The 15102-nt window shown below is 64.5% G+C and carries 14 protein-coding genes and 1 tRNA gene; 5 read left to right on the top strand and 10 right to left on the bottom strand.

Annotated elements, in window-relative coordinates:
• The first annotated feature begins 85 nt into the window (after positions 1 to 85).
• Together KXR83_RS08540 and KXR83_RS08535 are read left to right on the top strand one after the other, a co-directional pair.
• A complete protein-coding gene (locus tag KXR83_RS08540; protein ID WP_437424502.1) occupies positions 86 to 520 on the top strand; it encodes an HIT family protein in 435 nt (144 codons plus the stop codon).
• Entirely contained in the window at positions 513 to 1283 is a 771-nt protein-coding gene (locus KXR83_RS08535; protein ID WP_437424501.1) for an SIR2 family NAD-dependent protein deacylase, read from the top strand. The genes KXR83_RS08540 and KXR83_RS08535 overlap by 8 nt, the downstream gene beginning before the upstream one ends.
• Here KXR83_RS08535 and KXR83_RS08530 read toward each other — a convergent pair.
• From KXR83_RS08530 to KXR83_RS08520, 3 genes are all read right to left on the bottom strand, one after another.
• A complete protein-coding gene (locus KXR83_RS08530; protein WP_437424500.1) occupies positions 1280 to 5443 on the bottom strand; it encodes an AAA domain-containing protein in 4164 nt (1387 codons plus the stop codon). The genes KXR83_RS08535 and KXR83_RS08530 overlap by 4 nt on opposite strands.
• Positions 5444 to 5571: 128 nt before the next feature.
• Positions 5572 to 5913 carry a rhodanese-like domain-containing protein gene (locus tag KXR83_RS08525; RefSeq protein WP_062801248.1) on the bottom strand — a complete coding sequence of 114 codons (342 nt, stop codon included), beginning with the start codon at positions 5911 to 5913 and terminating at the stop codon, positions 5572 to 5574.
• 225 nt (positions 5914 to 6138) lie between these two features.
• A complete protein-coding gene (locus KXR83_RS08520) occupies positions 6139 to 7914 on the bottom strand; it encodes a DEAD/DEAH box helicase (RefSeq protein ID WP_437424499.1) in 1776 nt (591 codons plus the stop codon).
• 187 nt (positions 7915 to 8101) lie between these two features.
• Here KXR83_RS08520 and KXR83_RS08515 point away from each other — a divergent pair, with 187 nt between their 5' ends.
• Positions 8102 to 9892: an AMP-dependent synthetase/ligase gene (locus KXR83_RS08515; protein WP_437424498.1), complete on the top strand. Its 1791-nt coding sequence runs from the start codon at positions 8102 to 8104 to the stop codon at positions 9890 to 9892.
• A 112-nt stretch (positions 9893 to 10004) separates the two neighbouring features.
• Here the strand turns inward: KXR83_RS08515 and KXR83_RS08510 are convergent, their stop codons facing one another.
• The 4 genes from KXR83_RS08510 to KXR83_RS08495 form a co-directional block, all read right to left on the bottom strand.
• Positions 10005 to 10172, bottom strand: a complete 168-nt coding sequence (locus KXR83_RS08510) for a hypothetical protein (RefSeq protein WP_400730701.1) — start codon at positions 10170 to 10172, stop codon at positions 10005 to 10007.
• A 168-nt stretch (positions 10173 to 10340) separates the two neighbouring features.
• Positions 10341 to 11300, bottom strand: coding sequence for a serine hydrolase (locus tag KXR83_RS08505; RefSeq protein WP_437424497.1), 960 nt, complete (start codon positions 11298 to 11300; stop codon positions 10341 to 10343).
• A gap of 55 nt (positions 11301 to 11355) precedes the next feature.
• Positions 11356 to 11682: a hypothetical protein gene (locus tag KXR83_RS08500; RefSeq protein ID WP_437424496.1), complete on the bottom strand. Its 327-nt coding sequence runs from the start codon at positions 11680 to 11682 to the stop codon at positions 11356 to 11358.
• 191 nt (positions 11683 to 11873) lie between these two features.
• A tRNA-Leu gene (locus KXR83_RS08495) sits at positions 11874 to 11958 on the bottom strand.
• A 59-nt stretch (positions 11959 to 12017) separates the two neighbouring features.
• On the opposite strand from KXR83_RS08495, the gene KXR83_RS08490 reads away from it, so the two are divergent.
• Positions 12018 to 12482 carry a transcriptional regulator gene (locus tag KXR83_RS08490; RefSeq protein WP_437424495.1) on the top strand — a complete coding sequence of 155 codons (465 nt, stop codon included), beginning with the start codon at positions 12018 to 12020 and terminating at the stop codon, positions 12480 to 12482.
• Positions 12479 to 12835 (top strand): DUF3817 domain-containing protein, encoded by a 357-nt coding sequence (locus KXR83_RS08485; RefSeq protein ID WP_023960620.1) that lies wholly within the window; start codon positions 12479 to 12481, stop codon positions 12833 to 12835. Before KXR83_RS08490 ends, KXR83_RS08485 begins: the two co-directional genes overlap by 4 nt.
• Positions 12836 to 12854: 19 nt before the next feature.
• Here KXR83_RS08485 and KXR83_RS08480 read toward each other — a convergent pair whose 3' ends face one another.
• The 3 genes from KXR83_RS08480 to KXR83_RS08470 form a co-directional block, all read right to left on the bottom strand.
• Positions 12855 to 13472, bottom strand: a complete 618-nt coding sequence (locus KXR83_RS08480) for a non-canonical purine NTP pyrophosphatase (protein WP_437424494.1) — start codon at positions 13470 to 13472, stop codon at positions 12855 to 12857.
• On the bottom strand, positions 13472 to 14257 hold the full coding sequence (rph, locus tag KXR83_RS08475; RefSeq protein ID WP_437424493.1) for a ribonuclease PH: 786 nt from the start codon (positions 14255 to 14257) through the stop codon (positions 13472 to 13474). Before rph ends, KXR83_RS08480 begins: the two co-directional genes overlap by 1 nt.
• Before the next feature lie 74 nt (positions 14258 to 14331).
• Positions 14332 to 15096, bottom strand: a complete 765-nt coding sequence (locus KXR83_RS08470; RefSeq protein WP_437424492.1) for a cyclic nucleotide-degrading phosphodiesterase — start codon at positions 15094 to 15096, stop codon at positions 14332 to 14334.
• Positions 15097 to 15102 lie beyond the last annotated feature (6 nt).

Below are 15102 nucleotides of genomic sequence, written 5' to 3'. Positions count from 1 at the left end.
CCAAGCGTTGAGCAACCGATTTGAGTCGTTATGGAATTGTTACATTCAAATTGGCCGACTCTTGCGCGCCCACTACGCTTGCCGCATGAACGAGTGCATTTTCTGCGCCATCGTCGCTGGGACCTCACCGGCCCATGTCGTCTACGAGGACTCCGACATCTTGGGCTTCCTCGACATCCGCCCGGTCCGGCCCGGCCACACACTGCTCATACCCAAGCGTCATGCCGCTGACCTGTCGGAACTCGCACCGGAGCAGGGCGCCAAACTGTTCCGGGCGGGCCAACTCGTTGCAGCCGCTCAGCGCGCATCCACCATTGCCGCCGACGGCGTGAACTTGCTGGTCAACGATGGCCGTGCCGCATTCCAGACTGTGTTCCATTCCCATCTTCATGTGGTTCCGCGGCACCACGGAGACAAGCTGACGCTGGCAAAAGGCCTCCTCACCAGGCGCGACAACGATCTGCCCGGCACTGCGGCCATCTTGCGGGCACAGCTGAAGGACCACGCCGCCGATGAGTGACCTCCACCTGCACAGCGATTTGGTGGCCTTGGTGCGCAGCGCCGAGTGGGTGACCGTGTGCTCCGGGGCGGGCATGTCCGCCGAGAGTGATGTGCCGACGTTCCGCGACGCCGAAACGGGCCTCTGGGAACGTTTCGATCCGACCACTCTCGCAACCCCCGAAGCGTGGTCGGATGACCCGGCTCTCGTGTGGGCCTGGTATCAGTGGCGTGCCCATCTCGTGCGGCGCGCGCTCCCCAATCCCGGGCACCACGCGGTGGCCGAATGGGGTCGGCACAGAACAGTGATGGTGGTCACCCAGAACGTCGACGATCTACACGAACGGGCCGGCAGCGACGTGACCGCCCATCTGCACGGCAGCCTTTTCGAACCCCGCTGCTCGCATTGCGGACTGCCCTACGCCGGTACCGATGCCGATCCGGACAGTGCCACCGAGACCCTACGGGTGGAACCGCCCATCTGCCCCAACTGCCTCTCCCCCGTCCGACCCGGAGTGGTCTGGTTCGGCGAGTCACTACCCCAGGACGCATGGGAGCGGGCAGCCGACGCGAGCGCCGGTTGCGACCTCCTCATCGTGGTGGGCACGTCGAACATGGTGTATCCGGCAGCTTCACTCCCCGAACGCGCTCTGGCAGCGGGGATTCCGGTGATCGAGATCAACCCTGCGCCAACACCGTTGAGCCGCAACGTCACTCATTTCCTTCAGACAACCGCGGCGGTGGGACTGCCCGCGTTACTGGGTGTGATCGCAGACGACTCCTAGTCCGCGCCGGACAAAGCCACCGGCGTCCAGGGCTCAGCAGATTCCTGGCCCGCCAAGTCCGGACCGACCGAGTTCGGCTGCACCCCTCGCCGATCGAGCTCTTCCCACAGACCGTCGAGAGCATGTACCGGGTCGAGCAGATACTCCGACTCGCGCACCCTCCAGAAACGCCACCCACACCGGCGGAGCTCGCGTTCGCGTTCCATGTCTGCACGGGCCTGCTCCGGGGTGCTGGTGAACTCGTCACCGTCGCACTCCACGGCCAGCCTTGCGTCGCTACCGGTGACCACCAGATCGATCGTGCGGTTGTTCACCACCACCTTCGGGTTCACGTAGTACCCGCGATCCACCAGTTCGACAAAGATCTGCTGCTCGAACAGCGAATCGAAGGGTTCGGTACGAGAGGTGGTGCTGACGTTGACTGGGACCGGATCCACCAGCGCGCCTTCGGTTTTCTGCATGTAGGTCAGCAGTGAGTACCGGAGATCGTTGGTCTTGAGGTCATCGGGTTGCACAGAATGCACAAGCCAGAGTTGCTCCATGGCCCGTGACGCCGCGACGTTGATGCGTCGCTGGGATTCGCTGCGCGTCAACGCGTTCACGTTGGTGTCGGGACAGACCACCATCGACAAGAAGATGACGTGCCGTTCGTCGCCCTGGAAATCCGGGGGTGTTCCGACGCGCAGATTGCGGTGACGCCAGACCTGCGGATCCAGCGCCTCACGAAGGGCCTGGGAGATCAGCTCCACCTGACGTTGGCCCTGCAGCACGACCACCCCGAATGACATCCCGTCGTACCGGGGGTCCTCGATACATCCGGCCAGCAGTCCCACCAATGCACCGGCCTCGTCGGCGTTGACCAACGACGAGTTGGATCCCGAACTGCGTGCACCTTCGACGAAGTGGGTACGCAACGGCGGCAGGCGGTCCGCGCCGAACTGACGAACCGGGATCAGAGGTGAATCGGGGTAGAACTGCCGACTGGAGAACTCGATGATCTCGGGCATCGACCGGAAGTGTTCGCGAAGCCGGACCACATGGCCGAATCGCGTCCGGAGCATCGAGAACAAACTCGACCGCGGCGTGAGGCTGTCCCGCATGTATTGCGGGATGTCCGGCAGGTAGGTGTCGAGTTTGGTGAACACCTCGTCCATCCCGGAACCGCCGAAACCTCCGGGTGCACATTGGCGGTCGTCGCCCACCACGATCACCCGTGGCGCCAGCCACAGCAGGAACAAACTCGATATGTCCGCCTGGCTCGCTTCGTCCACGATGACCACGTCGAACGAATTCTGCGCCGGCGCAACCGAACTGAGTACCTGGGAGATCGGCATGATCCACGCCGGGACCGCGGTCTGTGCCTGCGCCATGGCGGATCGGGCCGCGAGCCTGAACCGCTCGGCGTGCTTACCCGAACCCTTGCCGATGTTGGTGATGTGGTCGCGGTAGGACTGCAGTGCCTGCACCTGACTCACCGTCATGTGCTCGAGACATTCACGCCACGCACAGGCGGCGGCGAGCCGGGCGGTGAAGTGGGTGATGTCTGCCTCGACCTCGTCGAGGTCGGCTTCGAGCCGCGTCTCCCGGTGGGGGTCGCTGCGGTCCTGCGCCCACTGATAAGCGCGTCGCCACGACCACGCCGCGTCCAGCTCGGCCAGCCGCTCGTCCCAGACCGGGTCGTCGGCTGTTTCCTCGAGGAGCTTGACCAGAGCGGGCGCCTTCTGCTTGAGCCGAAGCTCCAGCAGATCCAGCGCGCCCTGACTTTCCCGCTCGGCACTCGCGGTGTGCCAGGCGCGACGGGTCTCCAGGATTGCGTCGGGGTCGGCGGCACGCACCGCGGCCAGAAGCGCATCGCCTTCCGGCGAGGGACCCTTCTCGATCTCGGTGGAGAGCGCTCGGGCGATGTCGTCGAGTTCGCGACGGGCCAATGTGCCGTCGTTGGCTGCGGCGATGGCACCGGCCTGCCGGGCGACCTCCTCGACTTCGTCGATGCTCTTCGGTCGCGGACCCCCGGGACTGATCGCGTTGAGTTCCCGGACCAATTGGTCGCGGCCGGTGAGCAATTCGGACACCCAGGCGAGCTGACCGTCGAGCTGCACGAGTCGACCGAGCTGCACCGAACGGGTACCGGTGGTGTCCATCGGTACGTTCACCTCGGCAAGGATCGCCTGTACGCGTGCGACGGCGTCCAGTACACCGAGGTGGTCGGCGACCAGGCGCATCGACGCGGCGTCGGTCGGAGGCCGGCCGTCCACCAGGTACTGTCCAGGCAGCTCTTCGACCGCCTTCTGCTCGGGCGCCTTCCGGAAGCGACCGCGCCACTGACCACCCGCATCGAGGTAGTCGGCAGCTTTCTCGAACACCAACGAGTCACCGGTGTTCGCGCCGGTCGCCTCGACCGTGTGGGTGCCGATCCTCTTGTCGCGTTCGGTCGCGTCGTCGATCACCTCGGACAGCGCCGTCACCCTGTTCCACAGGTACGACGCCTCGCCAGAGAGCAGCCGTTGGGCCATCTGCTGCAGATGTGGCGGAAAGGTGCGCACCTCGCGGACGGCGGCACCGAGCCGGTCGCACCGAGTCTTCACCCGCAGCAGGCGGGCGCTGTCGACGTCGGCCAGAATTGCCAGTAGCGAACCACTGCCGACCATTTCCTCCGACGGACGGTCACGGACGCGCGTGCAGATCCGTTCGAGCTCGACGGTGTCGGGCAGCACGTCGTCGAGGTCGGGCAGATGCTGGGCAAGTCGGTCAGACCAGTTCTTGCCACGTTTGCGGAGGAGGTCCAGGAGCCGTTCGAACTCGCTCGGTTCCAGCGGCGAGATGGCGCTGTGCAACGGCCCCGGCAGCCAATCATATTCCGCGGCAACGTCATTGCACTGACGGACGATCTCGGCCGCCGTCCCGCTGTACCCAGCGGCAACCCACTCGTGCTTCTCGGTCTCCGACTCGCGCAGTTGCCAGATCTCGCGAAGGATCTGCTCCCGCTTGGCTCTCGCCTGATCGCGTTTGGACCGCACGTTCTTGATCTCGCTCGTCGCGACCCGGGACTGGAAACTGCCCTTGCGGTTCGCGATCGCTTCGACGCTGTCGATGAGCGACTGCGAACCGTCCTTGGTCACATCGGTGATGGATACCGCGAGTTCCTGCAATTCGGCGGGCAGTTTGTCCCGCAAGACATGCAGCGCCTGAGCCTTCTCCGAGACCACCAACACGCGCTGCCCTTTGGCCAGCAGCGCAGACATCAGGTTGGCGATCGTGTGCGTCTTGCCGGTGCCGGGTGGGCCCTCGACCACAACACCGCTGTCGAGCCCCAGCTGAGCCAGGATGTCGCGCTGTTCGACGTTGGACGGCAACGGGTACAGAGCGTCCTCGACGAGTTCCTCTGCCGACATCGCGCCACTCTCGTGCAATCGCAGCACACGCTCGGAGGCTTCGACAGGCTCGACCAGCTGCGCCAGTCCGATCGGGATGTCGTTCTTTTCGTCGCGAACGGCGGCCATCATCGCCTCGTAGTAGTCGAGCAGCGGTGCTGAGCCACGGCGGCGCAGCACCAGGGCGGGCGCGAGGTCGATGGAGACCGAAGCCGGGTCGTCGACCACCCCGCGACGCCACTTGGTGAAGAACTTCTCGATGGAATCGGCCACCGGGGACCGCGTGGTTGCGAGTTGCTCGGCCAAATCGGCCGAATTAGCCAGGTCAAAACCGTCGACACCGGTGAGAAGGTGTCCCGCGTGCAGCTCGGGTTGCGATTCGCCCGCGAGTGTCACCCGGATGATGCCCGCGGCGTGATCGTGTTCGGCGACGACCGCCTGAGTGACAAGGTGCTCCCGGATCGATACCGGCGCCTGCACGGCGAGTAGTCCAGATGCGATGACAAGCTCAAGCGATTCGGGGCGTTCGGCGAGTTCGTCGATTGCCTGGGCCAGCGCGTCGTATCCGCTGTTCTGCAACGCGTTGTCGCGGGAGAGTTCCACGATCACCTGGCCGACCGCGGCGTCACGGATGATCGGGATGTCGTGGTCATCGCCGAGCCAGACCGTGGCGGCATGGTCCGACACATCACGGATGACCGTGGATTTGGCGCGAATCAGCTCGTGCAGGAACTGCAGCAGGCGCAGCACTCGCGCACGCCGGTCGTCGCCGGGCACCGATTCGGTCATCACGTCCTCGAGTTCAGCCTCAGGTTGACACTCTTGTTCACGTGAACGCTACCCGTTGCGGCCACGAGCTTCACAATTTGAGCGTCGTTTGTCCCGGACAGATCTCGGTGGCATGTAAACCGGACGGGTCAGCGCGGGAGGGCCGACTGCAGCGCCCTGAATCCACCGTCGACATAGTGGACGTTGGTGTAGCCCATCGCGGCGATCTGCTGGGCGATGCGCGCAGCTTGCGAATTGACCGAGACCACGTCGATTTCGGTGTCCAGTCCGCGGATGGCAGGTATTCGCTTGTCGGAATCCGGGCTGAATGCGGTGGCGAGCTCGCTCGGCTCCACCACCACAGCCCCGGGCAGACTGCCCTGGTGTCGGACCACCTGGGGCCGCATGTCGACTACAACTGCTTCGCCGCGATCGCGATGCTCGGCCGCTTCTTGTGCCGAGATCGGATCAGCCATCGCTACTGGACTCATCACCGTTTCCTAAATGCTTTCTGCTACTCGTCCCTCTGGTACGTCGCCGCCCGCAACGTAGGCGTTACGGGAAGGTGGCCGGGAATCGAACACGACCCCCGCAGAGTCACGCCGATGCCGGATGTTACTGGCCATCGACGTGATGTTCCACTCGAGATTTGCGCAGCTCACAGGTCATGGTGTAGTCGGGTGAGACCAGCAGGTCAGGCGTGTGATCAGTGATGATCAGGGGCGAGCGCGCCCGGCGACCTTCTGCGATCCGCGACGTTCACGGCTGAACGACTTTCCACTACCACCACGCGGGGCGGACGATGACGAACGTTGCCGCGGTGTGCCGTCGTCCTTCTTGATGCCGATGGGCACCCCGCTGATCCGCGTGCCGCGAAGCCGCGTCAGCGTCTCGCGATCCAAGTTGCGGGGCAGTTCGACGAGTGAGTGGTCGTTACGGATGCTGATGTGACCGAAATCGCCGCGGGACAGCCCGCCCTCGTTGGCGATGGCACCCACGATCGCTCCCGGGGTCACGTTGTTCTGCCTGCCGACTGCGAGACGGTACGTCGCGAACTCGACGTCACCGCCGCGACCTGAGCGCTCCGAACGCTCCTTGCGGTCGCGTTCCTTGCGCTCGCCCGCGGGCGGATCCGGCGACATCAGGAACCCGCCGTCCCGCGTCTCGAGAGCCAGCGCGGCGGCGATGTCTGCCATCGTCACGTCGTTCTCGCGGGCGTAGTCCTCGATCAGCTTGCGAAAGAGGTCGAGGTTGTCCGAACTCAGATTTTGGGTGATCGATTCGGCGAACTTGGTGACCCGCTGCGCGTTGACGTCGTCGACGCTGGGCAACCCGATCTCGTCGAGTGGCTGACGGGTGGCCTTCTCGATGGCCCTGAGCAGGTGCCGCTCACGGGGTGAGACGAACAACAACGCAGTACCCGATCGACCCGCCCGGCCGGTGCGACCGATCCGGTGCACATATGCCTCGGTGTCGTGCGGGATGTCGTAGTTCAAGACGTGCGAGATCCGGTCGACGTCGAGACCGCGCGCAGCCACGTCGGTGGCCACGAGGATGTCGACCTGACCGTTCTTCAGCTGCGCGATGGTGCGCTCACGCTGCGCCTGGGCGATGTCGCCGTTGATGGCAGCTGCCGAGAACCCACGCGACCGCAGCCGCTCGGCCAAGTCTTCGGTGGCTTGCTTGGTGCGCACGAACACGATCATCGCGTCGAACTGCTCAACCTCGAGGACACGGGTCAGCGCGTCCAGTTTGCGCTGGTGAGACACCTGGAGATACCGCTGAGTGATGTTCGACGCGGTACCGGTCTTGGCCTTCATCGTGACCTCGACCGGGTTCTTGAGGTACTTCTGCGACAGCCGGCCGATCGTCTTGGGCATGGTGGCCGAGAACAGCGCCACCTGTTTGGACTCCGGCGTATCGCGCAGGATGCGCTCGACGTCTTCGGCGAAACCCATGTTCAGCATCTCGTCGGCCTCGTCGAGGACGAGGTAGTCCAACTCGGAGATGTCGAGGGTGCCCTTGTCGAGGTGGTCGATGACACGGCCCGGCGTTCCGACGATGATCTGCGCGCCACGGCGAAGTCCCGACAGCTGCACGGTGTAGCTCTGGCCCCCGTAGATCGGCAGCACCTTCACACCGGGCAGATGTGCTGAGTAGCGGCCGAACGCCTCGGCCACCTGCAGCGCGAGTTCACGCGTCGGGGCCAGGATGAGCGCCTTCGGTTTGCGTGCCGACGAGTCGATGCCCGAAAGGATCGGAACGGCGAATGCGGCGGTCTTGCCGGTGCCGGTCTGCGCCAAACCGACGACGTCGCGACCTTCGAGCAGAGGCGGGATGGTTGCCGCCTGGATCGGAGAGGGGGTCTCGTAGCCCACGTCCGTGAGTGCCTGCAACACTCGGGGATCCATCCCGAGGTCGGCGAACGTTACGGTGTCTTCGCTTAAAAGGGCCGCGTCACGCACAGGGGGCCCATCAATACTGTCTGTCATTACTACCTACTGTAGCCGTGAACAGCTCAAATCCGTTATTCGCAGGACAAAACCCCACCACAGGGGAATCGCTGTCAGGGTGCCCTACTGACGAGTAGGTTCGAAAGGTAACCTAACCCACAGTTGACGGGTTCCGAGTGCCTCGGTTACCCGCCTCTCCGACACTCCCCTGCCGCAGGAGGCCCTTGTGCAAGAAGTTTCAGTGCCGTCCGACTTCGTCGTTCCGGAAAAGGCGTCCATCGTTGACTCGATGTTGCGGCACCGCGACGAGTCACCGACCAAGGGGCTGTTCAAGCGTCGCGGTGACGACGGCTCCTGGACTCCGATCACCACAAAAGAGTTCGCCGACCTGGTGGACAAGGTCGCCAAGGGTTTGATCGCGTCCGGCATCAACCACGGCGACCGGGTCTCGATCTGCTCGGCCACCCGTTACGAGTGGACTGTCCTCGACTACGCCGTGTGGCGCGCCGCGGGAACCACGGTCGCCATCTATGAGACCTCCGCCCCGTCGCAGGTGCAGTACATCGTCGAGAACTCCGAGACCTCCCTTCTGTTGGTCGAGACACCCGCCCAGAAGCAGCAACACAGCTCGGTACTCGCCGACAGCGCCGACCTCAAAGAGATCCTCGTGATCGACGAAGGCGCCATCGACGAACTCGTTCGCCGTGGCGAATCCGTTGACGATTCCGAGCTCGATCAGCGTCTCGCCAACACCCTGTCGAGCGACATCGCCACTCTGGTCTACACATCCGGAACCACGGGTAAGCCCAAGGGCGTCGCCCTCACCCACGCAAACTTCCTGCACGAATGCCACGGCGTGCGCGTCACGCTCGGCGACCTGATGTCCGAAGGCAGTTCGACCCTGCTGTTCCTGCCGCTCGCGCACGTGTTCGCCCGGATCATCTCGGTCGCCTCGATCGTGCACCTCGTACAGCTCGGCCACACCACCGTGGGCCCGACGCTGCTCGATGATCTCGCGGCGTTCAAGCCCAGCTACCTCTTGTCGGTCCCCCGCGTGTTCGAGAAGGTGTACAACAGCGCCAAGCAGAAGGCCGAAGACGGCGGCAAGGGCAAGATCTTCGGGGCTGCCACCGACACCGCCATCGAATACTCGAAGGCACTGGAGAACGGCGGAGCGGGGCTGGTCCTCAAGGCCAAGCACAAGGTCTTCGATGTGCTCGTCTATTCCAAACTCCGCGCTGCGCTCGGTGGCGAGTGCACGAGTGCGGTGTCCGGCGGAGCCGCACTCGGCGCCCGACTCGGTCACTTCTTCCGCGGCATCGGGATCCCCATCTACGAGGGCTACGGTCTGAGCGAGACCACGGCCGCGGTCACGGTCAATGCCGAAGGCGCACAACGGATCGGAACAGTCGGCCGTCCGGTGTACGGACAATCGGTCGCCATCGCCGACGACGGCGAGGTGCTGCTGAAGGGCCCCGTGGTCTTCGGTGGGTACTGGAAGAACGAGCAGGCCACGGCCGAGGCCATCAAGGATGGCTGGTTCCACACCGGTGACATCGGGACGCTTGATGACGGCTACCTGTCGATCACCGGCCGCAAGAAGGAACTCATCGTCACAGCCGGCGGCAAGAACGTCTCTCCCGCACAGATGGAGGATGCAATCCGCGCGCATCCGCTGGTCAGCCAGGCCCTGGTCGTCGGTGACAACAAGCCCTTCATCGCCGCACTGGTCACCCTCGATCCCGAAGCGCTGCCCGGTTGGCTCGAGCGCAACAACCTTCCCGCCGACACCGCGGTCTCGGATCTCGTCGACAACAAGACGTTGATCGCCGACATCGACGTGGCCATCAAGACCGCCAACGATCAGGTGTCAAAGGCCGAGGCCATCAAGAAGTTCCGGATCATCGAGAACGACTTCACCATCGAGACGGGCGAGTTGACGCCCACCCTCAAGCTCAAGCGCAACGTCATCCACGACTCCCACGCCGACGAGATCGAGGGCCTCTACAGCAAGTAGCGGCAGCAACAACAACGCGAGCGGTTGGCACCCACAGGTGCCAACCGCTCGCGTTGTTTTTTCGGGAGCGTTTCTTGGATGGCTCGGGCAGCCGAGGTCTACGTGTCGACAGCTACTTCAGGACGAGCACCAGCACGACAACCGCCAAGATCGCGGCCAGGATGAGCCACTCCCACTTGTCGCCGCCGTTCTTGTCTCCACTGTTCTTCCGTTCAGGCTCTGGTCTGTTGAGTGCACGGAATCCACTTGTCCATGGCGGCGGGGGCGGAAACGGACTCACAACAAACACCTTTCGAAGACTGCACTTTTCGGTCTGTGGGGCAAACGATCCGCGCCGGCGGTTTCGTTCCCGGTGGCGATCGACGTCACACCACAGCCTTGGCCGACGCCTCGCGCTCAATCCGCGGCAGTCACGACCTGGCCGAAAGATGTTGCGCTGTAAGACACATCAGTGGAGCTGCCCTTGTGAGTTGAGTTGCATCGTGTCGTTGTCTGCCAGAGACAACGCGGAGCCGACCGCCGACGCCACGGCAGTCAGGCCGTCGCGCGAAGTCGCCCAACTCTCCTCGTATGGCTGGCGGCTCAGCAGCGCAACCACGAATCTGTGATCCGGGCCGACGAACCCGGCGCTGTGGAGGTAGGCCGTCTGCTCGAAGCAGCACATCCACCCCTGTTTGACGACAGGGGTGTTCACCGCGCCGGGGGCGAGCAGACCGAAGTCTTGAGAGAAGCCGTCGGCCGCCACCGCCGGTGCCGACGCCAGGGCGCCCAGGATCAACTGACGGTCGGACTCCGGCATTGTCAACACGTGCGCGTAGAGCCGAACGACATCGGCAGCCGAGGTGACCATCTCGCCCCAGTACGAAGGATCTTGCGGCGGTTGGGTTTCGGAGAGTCCAAGTCGTTCAATCACCCGCCACACCGCGCCGTGCCCGTCGAACCGTGTCCACAGTTCGTTCATCGCGAAGTCGTCGCTGGGACCGAGTGCGCGCCCGATCAGAGCGACATCCGAGTCGGTCACGGGCAATTGTTCAGCACGTCGACGTTCGACGGTGTCGACCACCACAACCAACTTCGTGAGCGAGGCGGCATACATCGGTGTGGCACTGGCCGAACCCGACAACTCCCCGGTGCCGGTGTCTAGTACCGCCATTCCCAATTCGAGCCCCGGCCGGCCCAACGCAATGGATTCGGCAGCCGCAACCGCCCTGCCGACAAAGCCGCCGACCATACCGGTGCGGTCAGCAGATCCAGCCGGCGTATGGCGGTCCACATCCCGTGCGCTGCCCACACCACACACAAAGGCACCGACAGATGCCGTCAAAACCAGTTGCACAGCGATCATCGCGACCGCGACGACGATGCGAACGGGCCGCGTGGAGGTCAGAGTCGACGGACGCGCAGACATATTGCACTCCAGAGTCCTCGGGTTCGGCCGGGCCCGCCACCCGCGACGGCGGTGCTCACGTATTACGTTCGCCGGCAACCCCTTCCGCGGGTCGAAGCGCCCACCCAGGGACCCAGTGGGTCACCTTCTCCTCTCGCCCCTTGGCCGGGATGGTGTAGGTGACCTTGCCGAACCATTCACCCCATTCGGTCATGCCCCACTCGGTGAGCACTCCCATCGTCTTTTTTCGGAATTGGAGTCCATCGGGATGATAGGACCCCGAGTGGTGGGGTTGATAGGCGTACAGCGTGATCAGGTCGACCGTGACAGCCATGTGGTCGACTTTCACGAAGGCCGGACGGCGCGGTTGTCCGCTGTCTCCTCCGATTCCGGCCGTTTTCATGGTTCGACCATACGTTCGAATCGGTGCTAGTCTCAAGCCCGGCGGGGCGGTCACCTGTGGACGTGGATTTCGGACATGGAGGAGCCGCCCTGTCTATCGGCAACGGAGAGGCTGTGGGCGAACTCGCTGCGGTCTGCGTTCGGGCGCCGGTGTTTTGCGTAGGAACTCCGGGCAGCGGTCGCATAGATCTGTGGTGCGCGAGGGGGGACTTGAACCCCCACGTCCGTAGACACTGGAACCTAAATCCAGCGCGTCTGCCAATTCCGCCACTCGCGCGTGCAGAGCACAGCGTACCGGCTGACCAGCGCGTTGCAGTACTTAGGTACCGTCAAGATATGGCTCCCATCAAACACCGGCATCGACCAGCACTCATCGTGCTGGTGATCGTCGCCGCGCTGGCATGTCTCGCGCTGGCGTGGTGGCAGTGGGATCGCTTCGAATCGAGTTCGGGTACTGGCCAGAACCTGGGGTACGCACTCCAGTGGCCGGCCTTCGCCATATTCGTGGTCTACGCGTACCGCAGATTTGTGGTGCTCGAGTCGGACCCCGTCGAAGTCCTGAAGCTGCAATCGAACAAGGGCATGACGGAGATTCCAGAAGGAGTCCTGCCGCCTCGACCCGCCCCGGCCAGTCCCCCGGCGGACGACAGCCCCGAGAGCGGCCAGCTGGCCGAATACAACCAGATACTCGCCGAACTCGCGGGCAACGACCCGCGCCAGACCGGCCCCGACACCGACCCCGACCCCGACATGGTCGACACCGACCCGAACACGAACAACACGCAACGGAGCAATCAGTGACCGAGACCCCGGCCGAACAGACCGCGCCTGCAACCACGGCGACGCCGAGCAAGATCAAAGGCGCGTTGCTGCGGTACCGGGTGATGGCATGGGTCACCGGCCTCTGGTTGCTTCTCCTCGTGGCCGAGCTGGTCCTCAAATACGGCTTCGACGTCGACGCGCTCGACTTCGTGCCGATCGTTCACGGCTGGGTGTACTTCGTGTACCTCATCATGGCCATCGACCTCGGTATCAAGGTCCGCTGGCCTCTGGGCAAGGCCGTCTACACCCTGATCGCCGGCACCATCCCGTTCCTGTCGTTCTGGGTGGAACACAAGCGCACCCAAGAGATCAAGGCACAGTTCGGGGTCTGAGCCCTAGGGCCAGGAGCGGCTAGCTCCGTGCCAGTTCCTGCAGAGCGGGCACGAGTTGTGTCAGTGCACGACCGCGGTGACTGAGCGCGTCCTTCTCGGACGCAGACAGCTCGGCCGCTGTCCGCCCACCCGCCGACTCGTCATCGGGTACAAAAACAGGGTCGTAGCCGAAACCGTTGTCGCCCAGGGGCGCATCGATGATGCGGCCACGCCATTCACCGCGGACCACCACCTCCCCGGTGGCCGTCACCAGTGCGCACGCGGAGACAAAGGCCCCACCTCGGCGCTCGGCGGGTACGTCGCGCATCTGGCCGAGCAGCAGCGAGGTGTTCGCCTCGTCGTCGCCGTGGCGCCCCGACCACCGGGCCGACAACACCCCGGGCATACCACGCAGGGCATCCACCTCGATGCCCGAATCGTCTGCGATGCAGGCCAATCCGGTGGCGGCAAACCCGTCCCGAGCCTTGGCGAGGGCATTCTCTTCGAACGTGGCGCCGGTCTCGGGTGCCTCGTCGTACTCAGGCACCTCGTCCAGGCCGACGACCTCCAGACCGCTGATGCCCGCACGCTCGAGGACTCGTCTGAGTTCGGCGAGCTTCTTGCTGTTACGGCTGGCGACCAGGAGACGCTGAGCCATCAGCTACCGAAAGCCTTGCGCTTGCCGGGCACCTCGGGTTCGGGCAACGTGCCGGGGTACGGCAGGGCCAGAGCCTCGCGCTGGACCTCGAAGATCTTCTCGGTACCGAGCATCGCCATGTCGAGAAGGCGGTCGAGGGTCGATCGCGGGAAGGTCGCGCCTTCGCCCGTGCCCTGGATCTCGACGAGGGTGCCGGTGTCGGTGGCGACCACGTTCATGTCCACCTCGGCGCGCGAATCCTCTTCGTACGGCAGGTCGATCCGCACCCGGCCGTCCACCACGCCGACACTCACCGCAGCGATTGCGCACGAGATCGGTTGGGGGTCGGCCAGCTTGCCCGCGGCGTTGAGATAGGTGACCGCGTCGCAGAGCGCGACGTACGCGCCCGTGATCGCCGCGGTGCGGGTGCCGCCGTCGGCCTGGAGCACATCACAGTCGAGGGCAATGGTGTTCTCCCCCAACGCCGCCAGGTCGATACATGCACGCAGCGACCGGCCGATCAAGCGACTGATCTCCTGGGTGCGTCCGCCGACCTTGCCCTTGACCGACTCGCGGTCGGACCGATCGTGGGTGGCGGCGGGCAACATCGCGTACTCCGCGGTCAGCCAGCCCAATCCCGAGCCGCGCCGCCACCGCGGAACGCCTTCGGTGACGCTGGCCGTACACATCACCCGGGTCTGTCCGAATTCCACCAACACAGATCCAGCGGGGTGGTTGGTGAATCCGCGGGTGATGGTGACCTTCCGCAGTTCGTCGTCTACTCGGCCATCAGCACGTCTACTCACACCGACACCCTATCGACACCGCCCGGCACCGTGGGCGGGTGCCCGATATCTAGTCCGAGCACCCCGGGACTTCGTCAGCCGATATCGATCTGGTCGTCGCGACGCACAACGCGGATCGGGCCGTCGTACACCTCGCGGGCCTCGGCAAGCATGTCGTCGGGCCAGGTCCACGGTGGAAGATGGGTCAGGGCAAGGCTCTTGACGCCTGCCTTTGCCGCGGCCTCGCCCGCCTCCCTGCCGGACAAGTGCAGGTTCGGTGGCCTGTTCTCCGGGTCGTGGGTCCACGACGCCTCGCAGAGGAACACATCGGCGCCCTCGGCCAATTCGACGAGCTCATCGCAGACGCCTGTGTCACCGCTGTAGACCAGCACCTCTCCGCCTGGGCCGGTGATGCGAAGCCCGAACGTCGAAGGTGGATGGTTCACCTTCCGGGCGAGGATCCTCATCCCGCCCAGTTCGATCTCCTCCTGGTCGGTCCATGTGGACACGTCGAACGTGTCGCTGATGTCGTCGATCTTCCCTGGATACTCCGACGATGCAGCGCCGATCCGGGCAGCTGTTCCGGGAGGTCCGATGAGTGTTCCCTTGCCGATGGCGGGAATCGGGTTGTAGCGGCGCCACACCAGCAGACCGGGCAGATCAAGACAGTGGTCGGCGTGCAGATGGCTCAGCATCACCGCGACCTCGTTGGGGTCGGCATGCTGCTGCAACGAACCCAGGACGCCGGGGCCGAAGTCCATCACCACCGGTTGGCAGCCAGGGACCGTCAGCAAATATCCGGACGCCGGCGAATCCGGGCCCGCCAAACTGCCCGAACAACCCAGCACGGTCAAACGCATGCAGCC

This window comes from Williamsia muralis, assembly GCF_051487485.1.
GTDB lineage: Bacteria > Actinomycetota > Actinomycetes > Mycobacteriales > Mycobacteriaceae > Williamsia > Williamsia muralis_B.
Note: the sequence above shows the minus strand (reverse complement) of the source record. Positions and strands in the feature narration are given on the sequence as shown.

Excerpts from the sequence above, each read along its gene's own strand:
- KXR83_RS08505 (WP_437424497.1), bottom strand. The coding sequence starts at position 11,300 with ATGTCTGCGCGTCCGTCGACTCTGACCTCCACGCGGCCCGTTCGCATC.
- KXR83_RS08540 (WP_437424502.1), top strand. The coding sequence starts at position 86 with ATGAACGAGTGCATTTTCTGCGCCATCGTCGCTGGGACCTCACCGGCC.
- KXR83_RS08500 (WP_437424496.1), bottom strand. The coding sequence starts at position 11,682 with ATGAAAACGGCCGGAATCGGAGGAGACAGCGGACAACCGCGCCGTCCG.
- KXR83_RS08525 (WP_062801248.1), bottom strand. The coding sequence starts at position 5,913 with ATGAGTCCAGTAGCGATGGCTGATCCGATCTCGGCACAAGAAGCGGCC.
- KXR83_RS08480 (WP_437424494.1), bottom strand. The coding sequence starts at position 13,472 with ATGGCTCAGCGTCTCCTGGTCGCCAGCCGTAACAGCAAGAAGCTCGCC.
- KXR83_RS08535 (WP_437424501.1), top strand. The coding sequence starts at position 513 with ATGAGTGACCTCCACCTGCACAGCGATTTGGTGGCCTTGGTGCGCAGC.
- KXR83_RS08520 (WP_437424499.1), bottom strand. The coding sequence starts at position 7,914 with ATGACAGACAGTATTGATGGGCCCCCTGTGCGTGACGCGGCCCTTTTA.
- KXR83_RS08490 (WP_437424495.1), top strand. The coding sequence starts at position 12,018 with ATGGCTCCCATCAAACACCGGCATCGACCAGCACTCATCGTGCTGGTG.
- KXR83_RS08530 (WP_437424500.1), bottom strand. The coding sequence starts at position 5,443 with ATGACCGAATCGGTGCCCGGCGACGACCGGCGTGCGCGAGTGCTGCGC.
- KXR83_RS08470 (WP_437424492.1), bottom strand. The coding sequence starts at position 15,096 with ATGCGTTTGACCGTGCTGGGTTGTTCGGGCAGTTTGGCGGGCCCGGAT.